Below are 16,116 nucleotides of genomic sequence, written 5' to 3' on the forward strand. Positions count from 1 at the left end.
GCGCATCATCTATTCTAAATAATACGATTTAGAAATGAATTACTGTACGAATCGATTTACCTTCGTGCATTAAGTCAAATGCTTCATTGATATTTTCCAATGGCATAGTATGCGTTACGAATGGTTCAAGTTGAATTTCACCCTTCATTGCATCTTCAACCATTTTTGGTAATTGTGTACGCCCTTTAACGCCACCAAATGCTGTACCCATCCATTTACGACCAGTCACTAACTGGAATGGACGTGTTGATATTTCTTGGCCAGCACCAGCAACACCGATAATCACAGATTGCCCCCAACCACGATGTGCGCATTCTAAGGCTGAACGCATAACGTTGGTATTGCCAATACATTCAAATGAATGATCTACCCCCCAACCTGTCATTTCAACAATCACTTGTTGGATTGGTTGATCATAATCTTTTGGATTTAGGCAATCAGTCGCGCCAAACTGTTTTGCAAGTTCAAACTTTTCAGGGTTGGTGTCAATCACAATAATTCGTCCTGCTTTGGCTTGACGAGCACCTTGTACAACCGCAAGACCAATACCGCCTAAACCAAATACAGCAACACTATCACCTTCTTGTACTTTAGCTGTGTTGTGTACCGCACCAATACCTGTCGTTACACCACAGCCCAACAAACACACTTGTTCGTGATTGGCTTCTGGATTGATTTTGGCCAAAGATACTTCAGCAACAACCGTATATTCACTAAAAGTAGAACAGCCCATGTAGTGATAGATCGGTTGACCATTATAAGAAAAGCGTGTTGTACCATCAGGCATCACACCTTTACCTTGAGTTGCACGTACAGCAACACAAAGGTTAGTTTTACCTGACTTACAGAATAAACACTCTTTACACTCTGCCGTATATAGTGGAATAACATGGTCACCAACAGCAACACTGGTTACACCTTCACCGACCTGCACAACGACACCTGCACCTTCATGTCCCAATACAGCTGGAAAAACACCTTCTGGATCATCACCAGATAAAGTAAAAGCATCCGTATGGCATACACCAGTATGGCTAATCTTAATGAGGACTTCACCTGCTTTAGGTGGTTCAACATCAAGTTCTACGATTTGTAATGGTTCACCAGCGGCAAAAGCAACGGCTGCACGAGATTTAATCACGATGACACTCCTGAATTTTACTTTAAATAAGATTTAAGAATTTTACTGACCTGAGTTAGCTCTTGACTGCGTTGCAACTCTGAAGATTCACCGACAACCAATGTATCTTTTAAATGAATTTCGAGAAGTTCAGTCATCAAACCATTTAATGCTCCACGAACTGCACAGATTTGCTGCAAAATATCAGCACATTCTGTGTCATTTTCCAAAGCTCGCTCAACACTTTGAACTTGACCTTGAATTCGTTTTACACGTGTGAGAATCTTTTTTTTATCCTCTATCTGTTTAGGCATAATGTCGACCACATTAAATCTAAAAATATACTATACACCAGTATAGTACTTTGCCTCAATATTTATTGATTTATATACTTTAATATTCTAGTTATTTAGTTAGTTGAATTAAAACTATAAGTCATTGATTAAATTACCAATTACATTTAACCCATGGAAACAAAAAGCGTTTAGATATATAACAAAATCAATCACATGCAAATTGCTATTGGATTCATACGCTTGATAAATAAAATGATAAACAATTCATACCATTTTAAGATTACAACGCTTGTTATCATATTAGGAATAAGTGGCTGTTCATTGCCTCCCAATCAAATCCATGATCGGAGTAAATCCTTGCAAACAAAAACAAAATGGATGAACGATCCTCAAGCCGATCTTAATATTGAAAACGGTTTAACAGCTTTTTTAGCATTAGATGATGCCTTTTTAAGTATTGCCTCGCGTATTCATCTCATTAGAAATGCAAAACATCATCTCGATTTACAATATTACATTTGGAATGACGATGCCATTGGTAACATGATGCTGCATGAATTGCTTAATGCAGCTGATCGAGGCGTTAAAGTTAGATTGTTAATCGATGACCAGAATGGCATTAAACTCGATAAAACCTTGAAAGCCCTTTCACAACATCCAAATTTTGAAATTAGAATTTTCAATCCATATAAATTTAGACATTTACGTTTTATTGACTATATTTTTAGACTAAATCGTATCAATCATCGTATGCACAATAAATTAACGATTGCCGATGCTTCTATTGCAGTAACAGGTGGTCGTAACATTAGTAGTGAATATTTTGAGGCAAGTGATCAGTTCCAGTTTAGTGATATGGACATTCTCTTCTACGGCAAAGCCGTAGATCGTGCTGAACAAGTGTTTGAAGAATTTTGGAATGATCCCCTCAGTTATTCAACAGAACAACTTTTGGGTGATGGTAAACCACAACAATTGGAAAGTTTGAAACTAACCTATCAAGCTTTGGATGAGGTGAATACACCTACAGAAGAAAAGTTAGAGGCTGCTCAAGATTATTTAAAAATTCGTCTACAGAACTACCCTATTCAATGGGCAAAGGCACATTTTGTAGCGGATCATCCCAATAAAGCCTTGGGAAAAGCAAAAGATCAGGAATTATTGTATTCTCAAGTTTTAAAAATCATGGGCAAACCTGCACAGCATATGGAGCTTGTCTCTGCTTATTTCGTTCCAACGCAACGTGGTACCCAATATCTCAGTGAGCTTTCTCAGAATGGCATCAAAGTAAGAGTTTTAACCAATAGTTTGGTGGCAAATGATGTCGCTGTTGTGCATTCTTTTTATAGTAAATACCGTAAACCATTATTAAAAAATGGTATACAACTCTATGAATTTAAGCCAAATATTGAACGCAATAAACGGACGTGGTACGAAATCGCTACTGGTAGCGTAATTCCTAAAAAAGGTAAAAACCGTTCTAGCTTACATGCCAAGTTTTTTGATGTTGATGGTAAAGTTTTTATTGGCTCATTTAATTTTGACCCTCGCTCTGCTCATTTAAATACTGAAGTTGGCTTAGTAGTTGAGTCAGATCATTTACAAGATCAAATTACAGCTTTGCTTGATCAACATTTATTACAAGTCGCTTACCAACTTAAACTTGATGAAAATGGCAATATTGTTTGGTATGAACATAGATCAGATGGTGAAGTGATAAAACATGATCATGATCCTGAAAGCACGAAATTTCAGCGTTTTACCATGCACTTTGTGTCTTATTTTCCAGTGGAATGGATGATGTAAATCAACTTTTCTACATAGTAAAATTTGCCGAATTGACAAATAAGAAAAGATCAAATAGCGATATTATTTCAACTTTGTTGTGCTAAATTAACTTGAGAAACAATAATAAGGACAAGCACATGATTCTAGAAAAAGACTGGAGAAATATTCAAAAAATTTTTAAACTTGAACAAAAGACATCAATGCATGTTTCAATTGCTACAGTCGATCAATATGGTCAACCCAATATTACGCCTATCGGCACCGTTTTTCTCAATGAGAATCAAACTGCTTATTTATTTGATACATTTACCGAAAAATTAGCAGAAAATCTAATTCAAAATCCTAAAGCCTGTATTCAAGCAGTTAATAGCGGAAAGCTTTTCTGGCTAAGCTCACTGATTCAAGGAAATTTTAGTGATTATCCGGGCGTTCGTTTATATGTCGAAATTGGGGATTTACGTCCAGCCACTGAACAAGAGAAATTAGCAGTAGAACAGCGTATGAAACCACTGCAATGGACAAAAGGCAGTCAACTGATCTGGTCTGATTTTAGCCATGTCCGTGACATCAAAATCAATGATTTTAGATGGATCAAATATCCAAGAATGATGGAAAATTTAATCTAAACTCATCTCAAATAAACACAATCCTTCTATTTCTAAAGGCATCTTAATATTTTCAAAAGATGCCTCCTTTAAAGCACCGATATGCTCCTGTTTATTCATATAAAGTTGATCATTTTGCATGGCATGAGGCGCACATAAATGGTCACAGACCAAGTAATAACCTTTAGGTTTTAATAATTTTTTTACTGTTATATGGAAATCGGCAGCATATTTTTTATGTCGAAGCTCATGCAATGCCTGATGGATAATAATAAAGTCATATTTTTGCTTTATAGCGCTTTGCCAATCAGGCTCTTTAAAATTCCCAATCAAATAATTAGCTCTGGCTCGTTCAGAAGAGGTTAACTTCTGTTGTGCAAGCTGATGCATAGCCTCAGAAAAATCAAAAGCTGTATATTTAATATCAGACAATTGTGATAGCAAATGCTGTGCTAAAAAACCAGGGCCTGCTCCCAACTCCAAAATATGACATGAATCAAAAGCATGACGCTTAATCAGACTGGCGTAATACTCAAAGAAATCCTTTCTCCACGGGCGTTTCACATTCGCCGTATCTTGCCATTCCATAGCATCCTTATAATTACGTAAGTCAATTGGGCTAGCGACATCATTCATTAATTTCCCCTGCTTTTATAATTAAACCAAACCAATCCGCTCAAAAAAATGCTGATAAGCTTCTGCTTTTTTCTCTAAGGCCAATGGATATGCACGCGATGAAGATGGTAAACGGTATAAATTAAGTTCACGACTTTCAAAATTCACTTGTACCGACTGACCAATCATGGGCTTATTGCTTTGCTCAGGAAAATGTAGCATCAATGTATCGGTAGCTTTATCTCCTGTTGTCATAATGGTATGACATTTCGGAATCTGTTTAAGCAATTGAGCGAGGTTAGTTGGTGTAACAATCTCTAAGAACTTATCTGATGCATTACCTTGTAGACGTTTTACTTGGAACGCCGTATCAAATATCCCCACACCAATTTCAGTCAAAAATTCACGAATTTTTTGCTCTTGAAAATTTTTATTGGTTAAATCTAAAAAATAATTTTTATCTTTAAAAAAGATCAAACCAAATATTCGCCACATGTCATTTTGGTAATTTGGATAATAAAAGTCCATTTTCCAACGACTTTGAGGTGGAGGAAAACTTCCCAACATTAACAACTTTGCATTGGAAGGCAAAAATGGCTTTAATGGATGTGTTTCTACTTTGATCAAAATCTTTAAACCTCAATTATAACCATGTCAAAAGATCTGGATTTTGTGATTTAATAAACTGATGTTCATTCATACTAAAAAGTTGTGGTTCATCATTTAACAGCTTTAAAGTTGTGATACTCGTATTTGCAATCGACCAGCTTAAGGCAAAAGTACGTTGTACATTTAACTCAAGTAATTTGCCAACAATCACTGAAATAACTCCAGCAGAAGTAAATACGATGGCTTCTTTTACTGGCGTGTTCTGCAATTCAGTACATAAATTTTGTAATGCAACTTCTACACGAGTTTTGAATACAATCCATGACTCGTCATATTCATGATGATAGGATTCATCTGTCCAACGCTGTATCGCTTGATCGAAAATTTGTGCTAAATAAGTTCTTGGATCTATTTCGTTATGAATCTCTTGTTTCAATAACTCTGGTTGCTCAAATTTAGGTTCATAACGTGAAAAAATTTGTTGATGATTAAACTCATTCCATAAAGCATTAGTTTGATAATCAGCCAGAGGAAAACACTCATTTAATGCGATTTGAGTCGTTTGTTGGTGACGTTTCATTGCTCCAGAAATAATCAGCGGCTGTTCAGTTATCGTTTTTTTAAAGTACTGCCCTAAGATTTTGGCTTGAGCTTCTCCATTTTCTGAAAGCTCATCATAATTTGTTTTGCCAAAAGAAGCTTGACCATGTCTGACTAAATAGATGGTGGTCATTAAATTACCTTATAATATTTCGAGTTCTAAAATGAGATCTATTTGTAGCATAGCTTTTTTATTGAATACAAAGATTTTTTTTTAAGTTCTTAGATTTTGGTTTCTTAATAATGAGATTTTTTGTTCTTGCTAATTAAGAGGTATCGAGAATCTCTAAAATTAAAACTTAATTTTGCTTAGGCTATTTTAGAAATATAAAAATGCCATTCCGAAAAATGACATTTATTAAAAAAATTAGTGCTTAAAATAGTTAAAAGGTAGTTTCAGATAACGAATACCATTCGGTTCGGGTTCAGGAAAACGACCAGCATCCATATTGATTTGAATGGATGGCAAAATCAATTTTGGCATGGATAGCGTTGCATCTCTAGCATTACGCATGCGAACAAAATCTTGCTTTTGAGTATTCAGATTAAGATGAATATTTGTCTGTTTTTGCGCCGCAATGCTGGTTTCATATTGATATTCATTTCGTCCGATCGGCTTATAGTCATGGCACAAGAAAACTCGCATCTGGTCGGGTAATTCGTAAAGCTTATGCACTGACTCAAATAAAATATCCGCACTGCCCTTAGGAAAATCACAACGTGCAGTTCCATAATCGGGCATAAACAACGTATCTCCAACAAAAACTGCATCACCAATGACATAACTTAGACACGCAGGCGTATGTCCTGGTGTCGGAATGTTATATGCATCTAGATCGCCAATTTTAAAATGCTCATGATCTTTAAAAAGATAGTCAAATGTTTGATGGCTATTCAACGTTTTAATATCAATATTATAAATTGCGCTAAATGTTTCTTGAACAATACTAATCTTTTCGCTCATGGCAATCTTTCCACCAAGTTGCGATTTTAGATATTGAGATGCTGTGAGATGATCCGCATGGACATGTGTTTCTAAAATCCACTCAGTTTTAAGCTGATTTTCTTGAATAAACTTAATAATATGATCAGCGCTGTGTGTCGATGTTGAAGCTGATGCTGCATCATAATCCAACACACTATCGATAATGGCACATTGTAATGTCTGTGGATCACTGACCACATAGCTAAAAGTATTGGTGTTTTCATCAAAGAAAGCTTTAACTTGAGGATGTTGCATGTTTACGCTCCTATCGTTCAGCCCATAAACGGTGAATAAAAATACCCAGTAACATTGAAGCAATAAAATACCAAGCTTCAGAATAACCTAAACCAATTAAAGTAATTGCTGGTGCTGGACAAATTCCTGCAATACCCCAACCTACACCAAATATGACTGCTCCTAAAATCAACTTTTTGTCGATTTGGGTATTTGTAGGTAAAGAAATTTTTTCACCAAACAAGGTTTTAGGATTACGGATTGCTTTTTGGAATGGAATGATCGCAATTGCAATTGCGCCAACCATCACAAACATTAAACTAATATCCCACTGACCGAAAATATCTAAAAATCCTAGAACTTTTTCTGGATTCGACATACCCGAGACCATTAAACCTAGAGCAAATAAGCTTCCAAAGATAAAAGCGAATACATTTTTCATATTACCGCTCCTAAAACATGACGAATCACATACACAGTCACAATGCCAGCAAGCATAAATGTCATCGTCGCAATCACTGAGCGTATTGATAGACGGCTCATACCACAGATACCGTGCCCACTTGTACAGCCTGAACCTAAACGTGTACCAAAGCCAACTAAAAGACCTGCAAAGATCAAGCTAAATGGAGCTACATTAATCTTAATTTCAGGTTGTACAAACAATCCATACAAAAATGGCGTGAGAAATAATCCAAGCAAGAACCAAAATGCTGGATTCGCTAAAAGTGATTTTGGTTGTAATACTTGTGCGAGTAGACCGCTAATACCCGCAATCCGACCGTTTACATAGAGGTAGCCTACGACTGCGATTCCGAGGATTCCACCACCGATTAAAGCTGAGATGACGCTAGACATTTGCTTTGCCCAATACATTATATATTTTTATAATATATTATTAAGTATAATCATTAAAGCTATTTATTCATTTTGATACAAATTATTCAAACTCTGAAAGAACTTTATCTGCAAACCATATTGGAAATTCAGTAACCACTTGATTTAATCTTAAGATTTCAGCATGTTCTATTTCAGCTAAAAAGGCAGCTTTTTGTCCATCCGATGAATTATCAAATAAAAATGCTCTGTCTGTAACTTCTACCGCCTGCATAAGTAAATCCATACTTCTAAAATATCGATCACGAATTTTCTGTTCTGGTACAGGGTGCCCGCCTGTGCTTACTCGATATTTAACTCGAGCAATATTAATCTCAGGATCTACAGTAGAGACAAAATATAAGTATGTTTTGAATCCTTGAGCTTGTGCTTCTTTCAAGAACTCGACTTTACTGATATGAGACATCACGGTCTCAAAAGTAAAGCTTATTTTTAATCTTAGAAACTCTAAACGAATAAAATCAATAATTCGAGCCGCTAAATATGAATCAACATCTTGATGAGCAAAACGTATTTTCTTTTCACTTATTTGCTGAGGTTCTTGACTAAGTAAAGCAAATGTATTGTGGTTTAATTTTTTCTTCTTACTTCGTAAAAACTCAAGCAGTTTTAGTGGCTCAAGGTGATTATGATAGCTCTCTAAATCTAAAACTTGTGTTTGATTTAAGACTTTTTCTAATTCATCTGCATTTAAATATGCCCCGATATGTCGGGGCAATAAATAGTCTTTTATTGTACTTTTACCAGAACCATTTGGCCCAGCAAACATACGAATACGAGGTTGACGCATTTATTATATAAAAGCCTGTTTTCTCTTACGCTTAAGTACTTTTTGAGTTGCTGTAATCGACGTATATGCCGCAGAAATATCTTTAATCACATTAATCTTACCAGAAGGTAACTTCTCAATTAATTGATGATCTTTTGCGAAAACGACAGTAGAAGATTCACTAGCTTGCTTAAAAGCATCACGAAATGCTTGAACAGCAAGATTTGGAAGATTATCTTCTTCTTGCATTGTCATTTGCATGTTTGTAAAAGCTGTCATTTGTGAATCCTCCGCATTATTGCGTTGTATCGTTATACTAACATAACTGCGAATTTTGTCTAATTTTACAGCATCAGTTAACGTACTAAATCTTCAATTCCAATCAATGTCGGTAATTTCTCAATTAACTTATTTAACTCAGCATTTGCTGGAGAAATACAACCTTGATAATGGCTTAAACGCGTAACAGTACCATCTGGGCGTTTCCACCAAAAATAAGCACTAGGTTGATCAGTAGCAGTTTGCACACAACCTGTTGTTTTAACATTCGCACCAGTTTCAGGACGATATGTCTTAAGTTCCTGTTGGAGCTTTTTATAAACAGAAGGATCAACTGTAAGATCTTGAGTACCAATAACTTTCGTATATTGCTTACCATCAAAGTGCACAGCCCCATATGGCGAAACCTCTACAGAATAAATTGGGCAAGCGCCAAAACAAGGACTAGAAGAATAACGTATAGTTTCTTGCATGGTATCTTGTGGTTGGTCGGGTGTCGTTGCACAGCCGACTAAAGAAAATGTAAAAAGACCTGCAAGTAATAATTTTTTCATTTGTTGATCCGTTATAAAGTATGTTCTTCAAATTTAACAAATAGTGAAATAGTTGTCATTTATATTGATGTTAAAAGCTTTAATTTTCAACTTATTTATCTGAGATACTATGGTTGATATGACCTGTATTTACGCTTTAACTATGGATTTTGCGACTGAAGAATTAAACGAGCAAGCTCTAAATCATCACTATAAGTAATTTTAATATTATCAGAACGACCTTGTACAACTTGTACGGGTTCATTTACATATTCAAGAGCGCTTGCTTCATCAGTAATTAAAACATTGTCTGCCAAAGCAGTTTCAATTGCAGATTTTAATGTTTTTAATTTAGCCATTTGAGGCGTTTGTGCTTGCCATAACAAGTCACGGCTTACAGTCTTTGCAATCAGATTATTGCTTTGAACCAATTTCAAAGTATCACGAACAGGTATTGCTAAAATAGTACTTTGATCTGCATTAATCGCAGATACAACCAATTGCTCTAAATTCTGCTGAGTTATACAAGGTCTTGCTGCATCATGAACAAGCACCCAATCATCATCTGCCGCTATCTCAGATAAATAGATTAAGGCATTTAAAACCGAATGAACACGCTCCTTTCCACCTAAACAAAAATGTACTTTGTTTTGCTTTTGAAAAGAGAGCGTTTTTGCAAAGTTATCTTGTTCGCCTATCGCAAGCACGCAACCAGCTAAATCGAGAGAGTTAAGGCGATTAACTGTATGTTCAAGTACAGTCTGATCATGAATATATTGGTATTGCTTTAATTCTGTTTTAGAAAAACGACTGCCAGAACCTGCTGCTGGTACAACCGCCCACAGTTTAGTCTGGGTTTTCATTAGTCGCTGTATCTACTTTTGCATTTGGATCAATATAAATTGGCTTGTAATGCGTGCTAATTGTGCTCATTTGAACAAAAGTTTCATTAGGTTTAACTAAACCTAAATCAAGACGAGCATGTTCTTCAATCGCTTCTGTGCCATTTTTTAAGTCAAAAACTTCGGCCGCTAAAATACGATTTCGCTCTTTAAGCTCAGTATTTATTTCTGATTGTTGGGTAATTTGCTGTGTAAGCGCTTGGTGAGCAAGATAGCCTCCCTCACCAAACCAAAATTGGTACTGTAAGCTTGTAACCAATGCGATTACAAGCAACAGAATCAACTTACTTGAAGTAGATCGAAACATCTCTATCATGAAAAACTCTCTACATCTTTCTCAAAGGAAGATTATCCGCAAATTCTATAGGATTATGAATTTGCAGAGTTTCTCTCTTTTGTAAAGAAAGATGATCAAAAGTATTCAACATAGATAAATTGACCTTATTTTAGACCTTTGAATTCAGCCTTACCGCGGTAAGCTGCTTTCGTTAATTCTTCAATACGAAGCAATTGGTTATATTTCGCAACACGGTCAGAACGGCAAAGTGAACCAGTCTTAATTTGACCCGCTGCTGTACCAACAGCTAAATCAGCAATTGTTGAATCTTCTGTCTCACCAGAACGATGAGAGATTACAGTTGAATAACCATTTGCTTTAGCAAGGTAAATTGCATCTAAGGTTTCGCTTAATGTACCAATTTGGTTGTATTTGATAAGGATAGAGTTACCTACTTTCTCATCAATACCACGTTGTAAAATCTTAGGATTCGTCACGAATAAATCGTCACCAACCAATTGGATTTTATCGCCAAGAATTGATGTTAAGTAGCTCCAACCTTCCCAATCAGACTCATCAAGACCATCTTCAATTGAGATAATAGGATATTGATTTACAAGGCCCGCTAAATAATCAGCAAATTGATGGCTTGTAAATGCACGGTTACCTTCACCTTCTAAAACGTACTGGCCATTTTTATAGAATTCTGAAGATGCGCAGTCTAAAGCAAGCATCATATCTGAACCAGCTTTATAACCAGTCAACTCAATCGCTTGAAGAATAACTTGAATAGCTTCTTCGTTAGAACGTAAGTTCGGTGCGAAACCACCCTCATCACCAACTGCAGTATTTAAACCTTGTTTTTTAAGTACAGATTTTAAAGCATGGAAAACTTCTGCACCTGAGCGTAATGCTTCAGCAAATGAAGTAAAACCTACAGGCTCAATCATGAACTCTTGAATATCAACAGTGTTATCAGCGTGTTCACCACCATTTAAGATGTTCATCATTGGAACAGGCATGGTCAAAGTTGTTTGACCACGTAAGTTTGCAATGTATTGGAACAATGGAAGTTTTTGTTCAGATGCCGCAGCACGAGCAGCAGCCAAAGATACTGCTAAAGTTGCATTTGCACCTAATTTCTCTTTGTTTTCAGTACCATCCAATGCAATCATTTTGTCATCAAGCAATTTTTGCTCAAAAACATTTTGACCAACAAGTAATTCATGAATTGAACTATTTACATTTTGAACAGCAGTACGAACGCCTTTACCTAGGTAACGAGATTTATCACCGTCACGAAGTTCTAAAGCTTCACGAGAACCAGTTGAAGCACCAGATGGTGCACATGCACGACCAACAACACCAGATTCTAAAATTACATCTGCTTCGATGGTTGGGTTACCACGAGAATCCAAAATTTCGCGTGCACGAATGTCAACGATTTGGCTCATGAACAATTCCTCTGTTGATTGAATAACAAGATGCAAATAGCTGCATCAATGAGTGTCTAACTTTTTGAATCCTTTAACTAAAGTATCCAATTCTTTTAATTGTGCCAAGAAAGGCTCAAGCTGTGATAAACGTAAAGCACAAGGCCCATCACATTTCGCTTTTTCAGGATCTGGATGTGCTTCTAAGAACAAACCAGCAAGTCCAGTCGCCATACCAGCACGGGCTAAAGTCGTAATTTGAGCACGACGACCACCTGCTGAATCAGCACGACCACCTGGTGTTTGTAATGCATGAGTCACATCAAAGAATACAGGAACATTCATTTCTTTCATGATATCGAAGCCGAGCATATCAACAACTAAGTTGTTATAACCAAATGCTGAGCCACGTTCACAAAGGATAAGCTTGTCATTTCCAGCCTCTAAACATTTATGCAAGATATGACGCATTTCATGTGGAGCTAAAAATTGTGCTTTTTTAATATTGATGATAGCTTGAGTTTTCGCCATTGCTTCAACTAAATCAGTCTGACGACTTAGAAATGCTGGAAGCTGAATGATGTCAGCTACCTCAGCAACTGGCGCAGCTTGATGTGGTTCATGTACATCAGTAATGATTGGAACATTAAATTGTTTTTTAATATCCGCAAGCCATTCAATCCCTTTTTCTAAACCCGGTCCACGGAAAGAAGTTAAGCTTGAACGGTTCGCTTTATCAAAACTTGCCTTGAACACGTAAGGGATTTCTAAGCGTTTACAGATATCAATATAAGTTTCAGCAATTTCAAATGCTAAATCTTTTGACTCGAGTACGTTCATTCCGCCAAATAATACAAATGGCAAATGATTTGCCATTTGTATATCGCCTAAACGTACAACCTCTTGTGGTTTTAATTGTGACATTTAAACTTCCCAGTTTATTTAAAGAACTGCCTTATTTACTCTGTTGGTGCTGTTTTTTTGCAGCGTCAATGAAACCAGCAAATAATGGATGTCCATCTCGTGGTGAACTTGTAAATTCTGGATGGAATTGTACAGCAATAAACCACGGATGTTCAGAAATTTCTACAGTTTCAACTAAATGTTGTACTGAAGAATAACCTGAAATTTTCATACCAGCTTCTTCAAGCGTAGGAATGAAACGATCATTCATTTCATAACGATGGCGATGGCGTTCAGTAATTTCAGCTTTACCATAAACTTCGCGTGTTTTTGTGCCTTCAACAAGTTCAGACTTTTGAGCACCTAAACGCATCGTTCCGCCTAAGTCTGATTCAAGACTACGCTGTTGTAATTCACCACGTTCATCTAACCATTCAGTAATTAAGCCAATTAATGGAGACTTTGTAGAACGATTAAACTCAGTAGAACTTGCTTCGGGAATACCAGCAACATTACGAGCATATTCAATTACAGCCAATTGCATACCTAAACAGATACCTAAGAAAGGAATCTTGTTTTCACGAGCATATTGGATCGCACGCATTTTCCCTTCTGTACCGCGTTCGCCAAAGCCACCCGGTACAAGAATTGCATCAGCTGTACTCAAAACATTGATGTCTTGTTGTTCTAGATCTTCAGCATTAACGTAGTCAATTTGAACTTTAACGCGATTTTGAATACCTGCATGTAAAAGCGCTTCATTGACAGATTTATATGCATCTGGCAATTCAACGTATTTACCAACCATCGCAACGCGAACGGTATATTCAGGATTTAATAATGCTTCTACCACATTGTCCCAATCTTCAAGATTTGCTTCAGGAAGATCATTAAAACCAAAACGTTCACAAATTAAATCGTCAACCTTTTGTTCGGAGAAGTTACGAGGAATTTGATAAATTGTTTTTGCATCTTTACATACAACAACTGCACGCGCTTCAACATTCGTAAACAATGCAATTTTACGTTTTGTATCAGCATCTACATCATATTCTGTGCGGCAGATCAAAATATCTGGTTGAATACCAATAGAAAGGAGTTCTTTCACAGAATGTTGTGTAGGTTTTGTTTTTAACTCTGCCGCAGATTTGATATATGGCAATAAAGTTAAATGCATAAGCATTGTGCGTTTATGACCTAATTCAACCATTAACTGACGTACTGATTCCATAAATGGAAGTGATTCAATATCACCTACAGTACCACCAATCTCTACAATCGCAACGTCATAACCTTCGCCTGCACGAAGCACACGCTCTTTAATATTATCTGTGATATGTGGAATAACTTGAACAGTTCCACCAAGATAGTCACCACGACGTTCTTTATTTAAAACGTCTTGATATACACGACCACTTGTAAAGTTATTCAACTTAGTCATTTTTGCACGACGTAAGAAACGTTCGTAATATCCCAAATCTAAGTCAGTTTCAGCACCATCCTCTGTGACGAAAACTTCACCGTGCTGAAATGGGCTCATGGTACCTGGATCGACATTAATGTATGGATCCATTTTTACCATAGTGACTTTTAAGCCACGAGCTTCCAAAAGTGCAGCAACAGAAGCAGCAGAAATACCTTTACCTAGTGATGAAACAACACCACCAGTGACAAAAATAAAATGGGTCATTGAGTTTCTCGTACAATCGAGCCGAAATCGGCCTACAATGTTGGGCAATTTTACTGTACTCTGCCCCTATAAAGCAAAGTCAAACCGCATCAATTCAAAGAACTATAAACAACTGGTTATTCTATCAGCATTTTTGATAAAAATTTATGGGATTTGTGGAATTTTCATACTTAATTTAGTTTTCTTGCCCCCAAAACACTAAATCCGTCAGAAAATTATCTCTTAAATAGGCTACTCGATAGATCTTTAGCGGAGATAATCTTTTAAGCATTTATAAAATATCAACAAACTGAATAATGATCAGTGATTCACTCTAATAATTTTACTGCTATAATTCCGCTGTCCTAATTTAATATGTTGTTTTGGCAATGGCGAATAAAAAACTTTTAATTTGTGCAGCACTTGCGGCAGGTCTTTTATTGACGGCTTGTGTGAAAAAAGAAGAACCTAAAAACGAAGAGCAGCAAGAACAGGCGACTGAGACTCAAGAAACTCAACAACCTGAACCAGAAAAAGCTCAAGAGTTTCAAGCTTTAGAAAGCGCAGATACACAAGAGTCTCCTGCTCCTGTAATTGAAACAACTCGTGAAGAAACTGAAAAGACAACGACTGAAATTCGTCCAGCACAAACTTCTAATGAAACAGCTACTCAAGAAACTCCACATACTGAACAGCCAAAACCAGCCAAAGTAGAACAACCTGTAAAAACTCAAAGCTCTACTGGTCCATCTCAAACTGAAGATGATGCTGTAGCTGCTGCTATTGCGGCAGCAACACCTGCTTTAAATAATTAATCTATTCATTAGATTGAAAAGCCAGTTGCCTCCAACTGGCTTTTTTATTCACTCATTCTCTTAAGTTGTACTTTTAAAGAAGTCTGCAATTAAACGCGAAGCCCAAGATTTAGCACTAAAGCTTTCGTAAAAACCACAATGACTACCTTTCTTCGTAGTTACAACCGCAATATTATCCATCTGCTGAATCGCATCTTTATAAGGTTCTAAGTTTTTAATTGAACACACAGGATCATCTTCAGCATTTAGAATCATCAACGGAATTTTGATATTCTCAAAAACATAGATTGGATTTATGGCTTGGCAATAACTCTGATAATCTTGATATCCCGCCATTTCAAAATAAACTTTTTCAAATTCCTCTAAATTCGTAGTTGCAAGAACTTTCTGAATTGAAGAAACCTGATTCCACATATCTTGATAGGGTTGAATAAAATATTTGAATAATTTTTTAGTCATCATTCTGCTATAAAATGGGTGAACATTTTTAAATCCAATTTCCGTGTTGTAACCAGGACACATAGCAAAAGCTGCTTTGAAAGGTGTGTCACAGCCTTGTTCTCCCAAGTACCGAACCAATAATCCAGTTCCCGCAGATGAGCCAACCGCATATAGTTCTGTTTGAGGAAATAAACTTTGAATATGCAGTAACTGTTCCCGAAGATCACTCGTCGATCCGAACAAGGAAATACGCGGGACAGGCATAGGTAAACCTGCATGACCACGTCGCAAGCAGAGTGCAATGCGCCATCCTGTATATTCATGTAAATCTTTGACAAGCTCACGC

The 16,116-nt window shown here is 36.5% G+C and carries 20 protein-coding genes; 3 read left to right on the forward strand and 17 right to left on the reverse strand.

Annotated elements, in window-relative coordinates; genetic code table 11:
- Positions 1–28 precede the first annotated feature (28 nt).
- Complete coding sequence (locus B4237_RS01270) at positions 29–1,138, reverse strand: S-(hydroxymethyl)glutathione dehydrogenase/class III alcohol dehydrogenase (protein WP_278595258.1); 1,110 nt, start codon at positions 1,136–1,138, stop codon at positions 29–31.
- A gap of 20 nt (positions 1,139–1,158) precedes the next feature.
- Positions 1,159–1,434, reverse strand: a complete 276-nt coding sequence (locus B4237_RS01275; protein WP_007483111.1) for a metal/formaldehyde-sensitive transcriptional repressor — start codon at positions 1,432–1,434, stop codon at positions 1,159–1,161.
- Positions 1,435–1,713: 279 nt separating this feature from the next.
- On the opposite strand from B4237_RS01275, the gene B4237_RS01280 reads away from it, so the two are divergent.
- Entirely contained in the window at positions 1,714–3,222 is a 1,509-nt protein-coding gene (locus B4237_RS01280) for a phospholipase D family protein (protein WP_278595257.1), read from the forward strand.
- 119 nt (positions 3,223–3,341) lie between these two features.
- Positions 3,342–3,830 (forward strand): pyridoxamine 5'-phosphate oxidase family protein, encoded by a 489-nt coding sequence (locus B4237_RS01285; protein ID WP_278595192.1) that lies wholly within the window; start codon positions 3,342–3,344, stop codon positions 3,828–3,830.
- Here the strand turns inward: B4237_RS01285 and B4237_RS01290 are convergent.
- The 14 genes from B4237_RS01290 to B4237_RS01355 form a co-directional block, all read right to left on the reverse strand.
- Entirely contained in the window at positions 3,822–4,445 is a 624-nt protein-coding gene (locus tag B4237_RS01290) for a class I SAM-dependent methyltransferase (RefSeq protein ID WP_278595191.1), read from the reverse strand. The two genes, B4237_RS01285 and B4237_RS01290, sit on opposite strands and share 9 nt — an antisense overlap.
- Before the next feature lie 21 nt (positions 4,446–4,466).
- Positions 4,467–5,051: a uracil-DNA glycosylase family protein gene (locus B4237_RS01295; RefSeq protein ID WP_278595190.1), complete on the reverse strand. Its 585-nt coding sequence runs from the start codon at positions 5,049–5,051 to the stop codon at positions 4,467–4,469.
- A 16-nt stretch (positions 5,052–5,067) separates the two neighbouring features.
- Positions 5,068–5,766, reverse strand: coding sequence for a histidine phosphatase family protein (locus tag B4237_RS01300; protein ID WP_286940895.1), 699 nt, complete (start codon positions 5,764–5,766; stop codon positions 5,068–5,070).
- A gap of 234 nt (positions 5,767–6,000) precedes the next feature.
- Positions 6,001–6,873, reverse strand: a complete 873-nt coding sequence (locus B4237_RS01305) for an MBL fold metallo-hydrolase (RefSeq protein WP_278595188.1) — start codon at positions 6,871–6,873, stop codon at positions 6,001–6,003.
- 10 nt (positions 6,874–6,883) lie between these two features.
- Positions 6,884–7,294 carry a DUF6691 family protein gene (locus B4237_RS01310; RefSeq protein ID WP_257736185.1) on the reverse strand — a complete coding sequence of 137 codons (411 nt, stop codon included), beginning with the start codon at positions 7,292–7,294 and terminating at the stop codon, positions 6,884–6,886.
- Positions 7,291–7,710, reverse strand: a complete 420-nt coding sequence (locus tag B4237_RS01315; RefSeq protein ID WP_278394345.1) for a YeeE/YedE family protein — start codon at positions 7,708–7,710, stop codon at positions 7,291–7,293. Before B4237_RS01315 ends, B4237_RS01310 begins: the two co-directional genes overlap by 4 nt.
- A gap of 82 nt (positions 7,711–7,792) precedes the next feature.
- Entirely contained in the window at positions 7,793–8,539 is a 747-nt protein-coding gene (locus tag B4237_RS01320; protein WP_004879724.1) for a hypothetical protein, read from the reverse strand.
- Between the two features lie 3 nt (positions 8,540–8,542).
- The gene (locus B4237_RS01325; protein ID WP_004879727.1) at positions 8,543–8,797 is read right to left on the reverse strand and encodes a hypothetical protein; all 255 of its coding nucleotides are present in this window, start codon (positions 8,795–8,797) and stop codon (positions 8,543–8,545) included.
- Between the two features lie 77 nt (positions 8,798–8,874).
- Positions 8,875–9,351: a DUF6438 domain-containing protein gene (locus B4237_RS01330; protein ID WP_278595187.1), complete on the reverse strand. Its 477-nt coding sequence runs from the start codon at positions 9,349–9,351 to the stop codon at positions 8,875–8,877.
- A 140-nt stretch (positions 9,352–9,491) separates the two neighbouring features.
- Entirely contained in the window at positions 9,492–10,193 is a 702-nt protein-coding gene (gene ispD, locus B4237_RS01335; protein ID WP_278394353.1) for a 2-C-methyl-D-erythritol 4-phosphate cytidylyltransferase, read from the reverse strand.
- Entirely contained in the window at positions 10,177–10,548 is a 372-nt protein-coding gene (gene ftsB, locus B4237_RS01340) for a cell division protein FtsB (RefSeq protein WP_004879733.1), read from the reverse strand. Before ftsB ends, ispD begins: the two co-directional genes overlap by 17 nt.
- A gap of 125 nt (positions 10,549–10,673) precedes the next feature.
- Positions 10,674–11,963, reverse strand: coding sequence for a phosphopyruvate hydratase (eno, locus tag B4237_RS01345; protein WP_004879735.1), 1,290 nt, complete (start codon positions 11,961–11,963; stop codon positions 10,674–10,676).
- A gap of 45 nt (positions 11,964–12,008) precedes the next feature.
- A complete protein-coding gene (gene kdsA / locus B4237_RS01350; RefSeq protein ID WP_007483084.1) occupies positions 12,009–12,866 on the reverse strand; it encodes a 3-deoxy-8-phosphooctulonate synthase in 858 nt (285 codons plus the stop codon).
- Positions 12,867–12,897: 31 nt separating this feature from the next.
- Positions 12,898–14,535, reverse strand: a complete 1,638-nt coding sequence (locus B4237_RS01355; RefSeq protein ID WP_278595186.1) for a CTP synthase — start codon at positions 14,533–14,535, stop codon at positions 12,898–12,900.
- Positions 14,536–14,903: 368 nt separating this feature from the next.
- On the opposite strand from B4237_RS01355, the gene B4237_RS01360 reads away from it, so the two are divergent.
- A complete protein-coding gene (locus B4237_RS01360) occupies positions 14,904–15,329 on the forward strand; it encodes an internalin (protein ID WP_278595185.1) in 426 nt (141 codons plus the stop codon).
- A 60-nt stretch (positions 15,330–15,389) separates the two neighbouring features.
- On the opposite strand, the gene B4237_RS01365 is transcribed toward B4237_RS01360, so the two are convergent.
- Positions 15,390–16,116: alpha/beta fold hydrolase (locus B4237_RS01365; RefSeq protein ID WP_286940907.1), on the reverse strand; the 727-nt coding region annotated here is incomplete at its 5' end.

The sequence above is a fragment of the Acinetobacter sp. UBA6526 genome, assembly GCF_002434875.1.
In the GTDB taxonomy this organism is placed as follows: domain Bacteria; phylum Pseudomonadota; class Gammaproteobacteria; order Pseudomonadales; family Moraxellaceae; genus Acinetobacter; species Acinetobacter venetianus.

Excerpts from the sequence above, each read along its gene's own strand:
- B4237_RS01275 (WP_007483111.1), bottom strand. The coding sequence starts at position 1,434 with ATGCCTAAACAGATAGAGGATAAAAAAAAGATTCTCACACGTGTAAAA.
- B4237_RS01285 (WP_278595192.1), top strand. The coding sequence starts at position 3,342 with ATGATTCTAGAAAAAGACTGGAGAAATATTCAAAAAATTTTTAAACTT.
- B4237_RS01290 (WP_278595191.1), bottom strand. The coding sequence starts at position 4,445 with ATGAATGATGTCGCTAGCCCAATTGACTTACGTAATTATAAGGATGCT.
- B4237_RS01300 (WP_286940895.1), bottom strand. The coding sequence starts at position 5,766 with ATGACCACCATCTATTTAGTCAGACATGGTCAAGCTTCTTTTGGCAAA.
- B4237_RS01305 (WP_278595188.1), bottom strand. The coding sequence starts at position 6,873 with ATGCAACATCCTCAAGTTAAAGCTTTCTTTGATGAAAACACCAATACT.
- B4237_RS01310 (WP_257736185.1), bottom strand. The coding sequence starts at position 7,294 with ATGAAAAATGTATTCGCTTTTATCTTTGGAAGCTTATTTGCTCTAGGT.
- B4237_RS01315 (WP_278394345.1), bottom strand. The coding sequence starts at position 7,710 with ATGTCTAGCGTCATCTCAGCTTTAATCGGTGGTGGAATCCTCGGAATC.
- B4237_RS01320 (WP_004879724.1), bottom strand. The coding sequence starts at position 8,539 with ATGCGTCAACCTCGTATTCGTATGTTTGCTGGGCCAAATGGTTCTGGT.
- B4237_RS01325 (WP_004879727.1), bottom strand. The coding sequence starts at position 8,797 with ATGACAGCTTTTACAAACATGCAAATGACAATGCAAGAAGAAGATAAT.
- B4237_RS01330 (WP_278595187.1), bottom strand. The coding sequence starts at position 9,351 with ATGAAAAAATTATTACTTGCAGGTCTTTTTACATTTTCTTTAGTCGGC.
- ispD (WP_278394353.1), bottom strand. The coding sequence starts at position 10,193 with ATGAAAACCCAGACTAAACTGTGGGCGGTTGTACCAGCAGCAGGTTCT.
- ftsB (WP_004879733.1), bottom strand. The coding sequence starts at position 10,548 with ATGATAGAGATGTTTCGATCTACTTCAAGTAAGTTGATTCTGTTGCTT.
- eno (WP_004879735.1), bottom strand. The coding sequence starts at position 11,963 with ATGAGCCAAATCGTTGACATTCGTGCACGCGAAATTTTGGATTCTCGT.
- kdsA (WP_007483084.1), bottom strand. The coding sequence starts at position 12,866 with ATGTCACAATTAAAACCACAAGAGGTTGTACGTTTAGGCGATATACAA.
- B4237_RS01355 (WP_278595186.1), bottom strand. The coding sequence starts at position 14,535 with ATGACCCATTTTATTTTTGTCACTGGTGGTGTTGTTTCATCACTAGGT.
- B4237_RS01360 (WP_278595185.1), top strand. The coding sequence starts at position 14,904 with ATGGCGAATAAAAAACTTTTAATTTGTGCAGCACTTGCGGCAGGTCTT.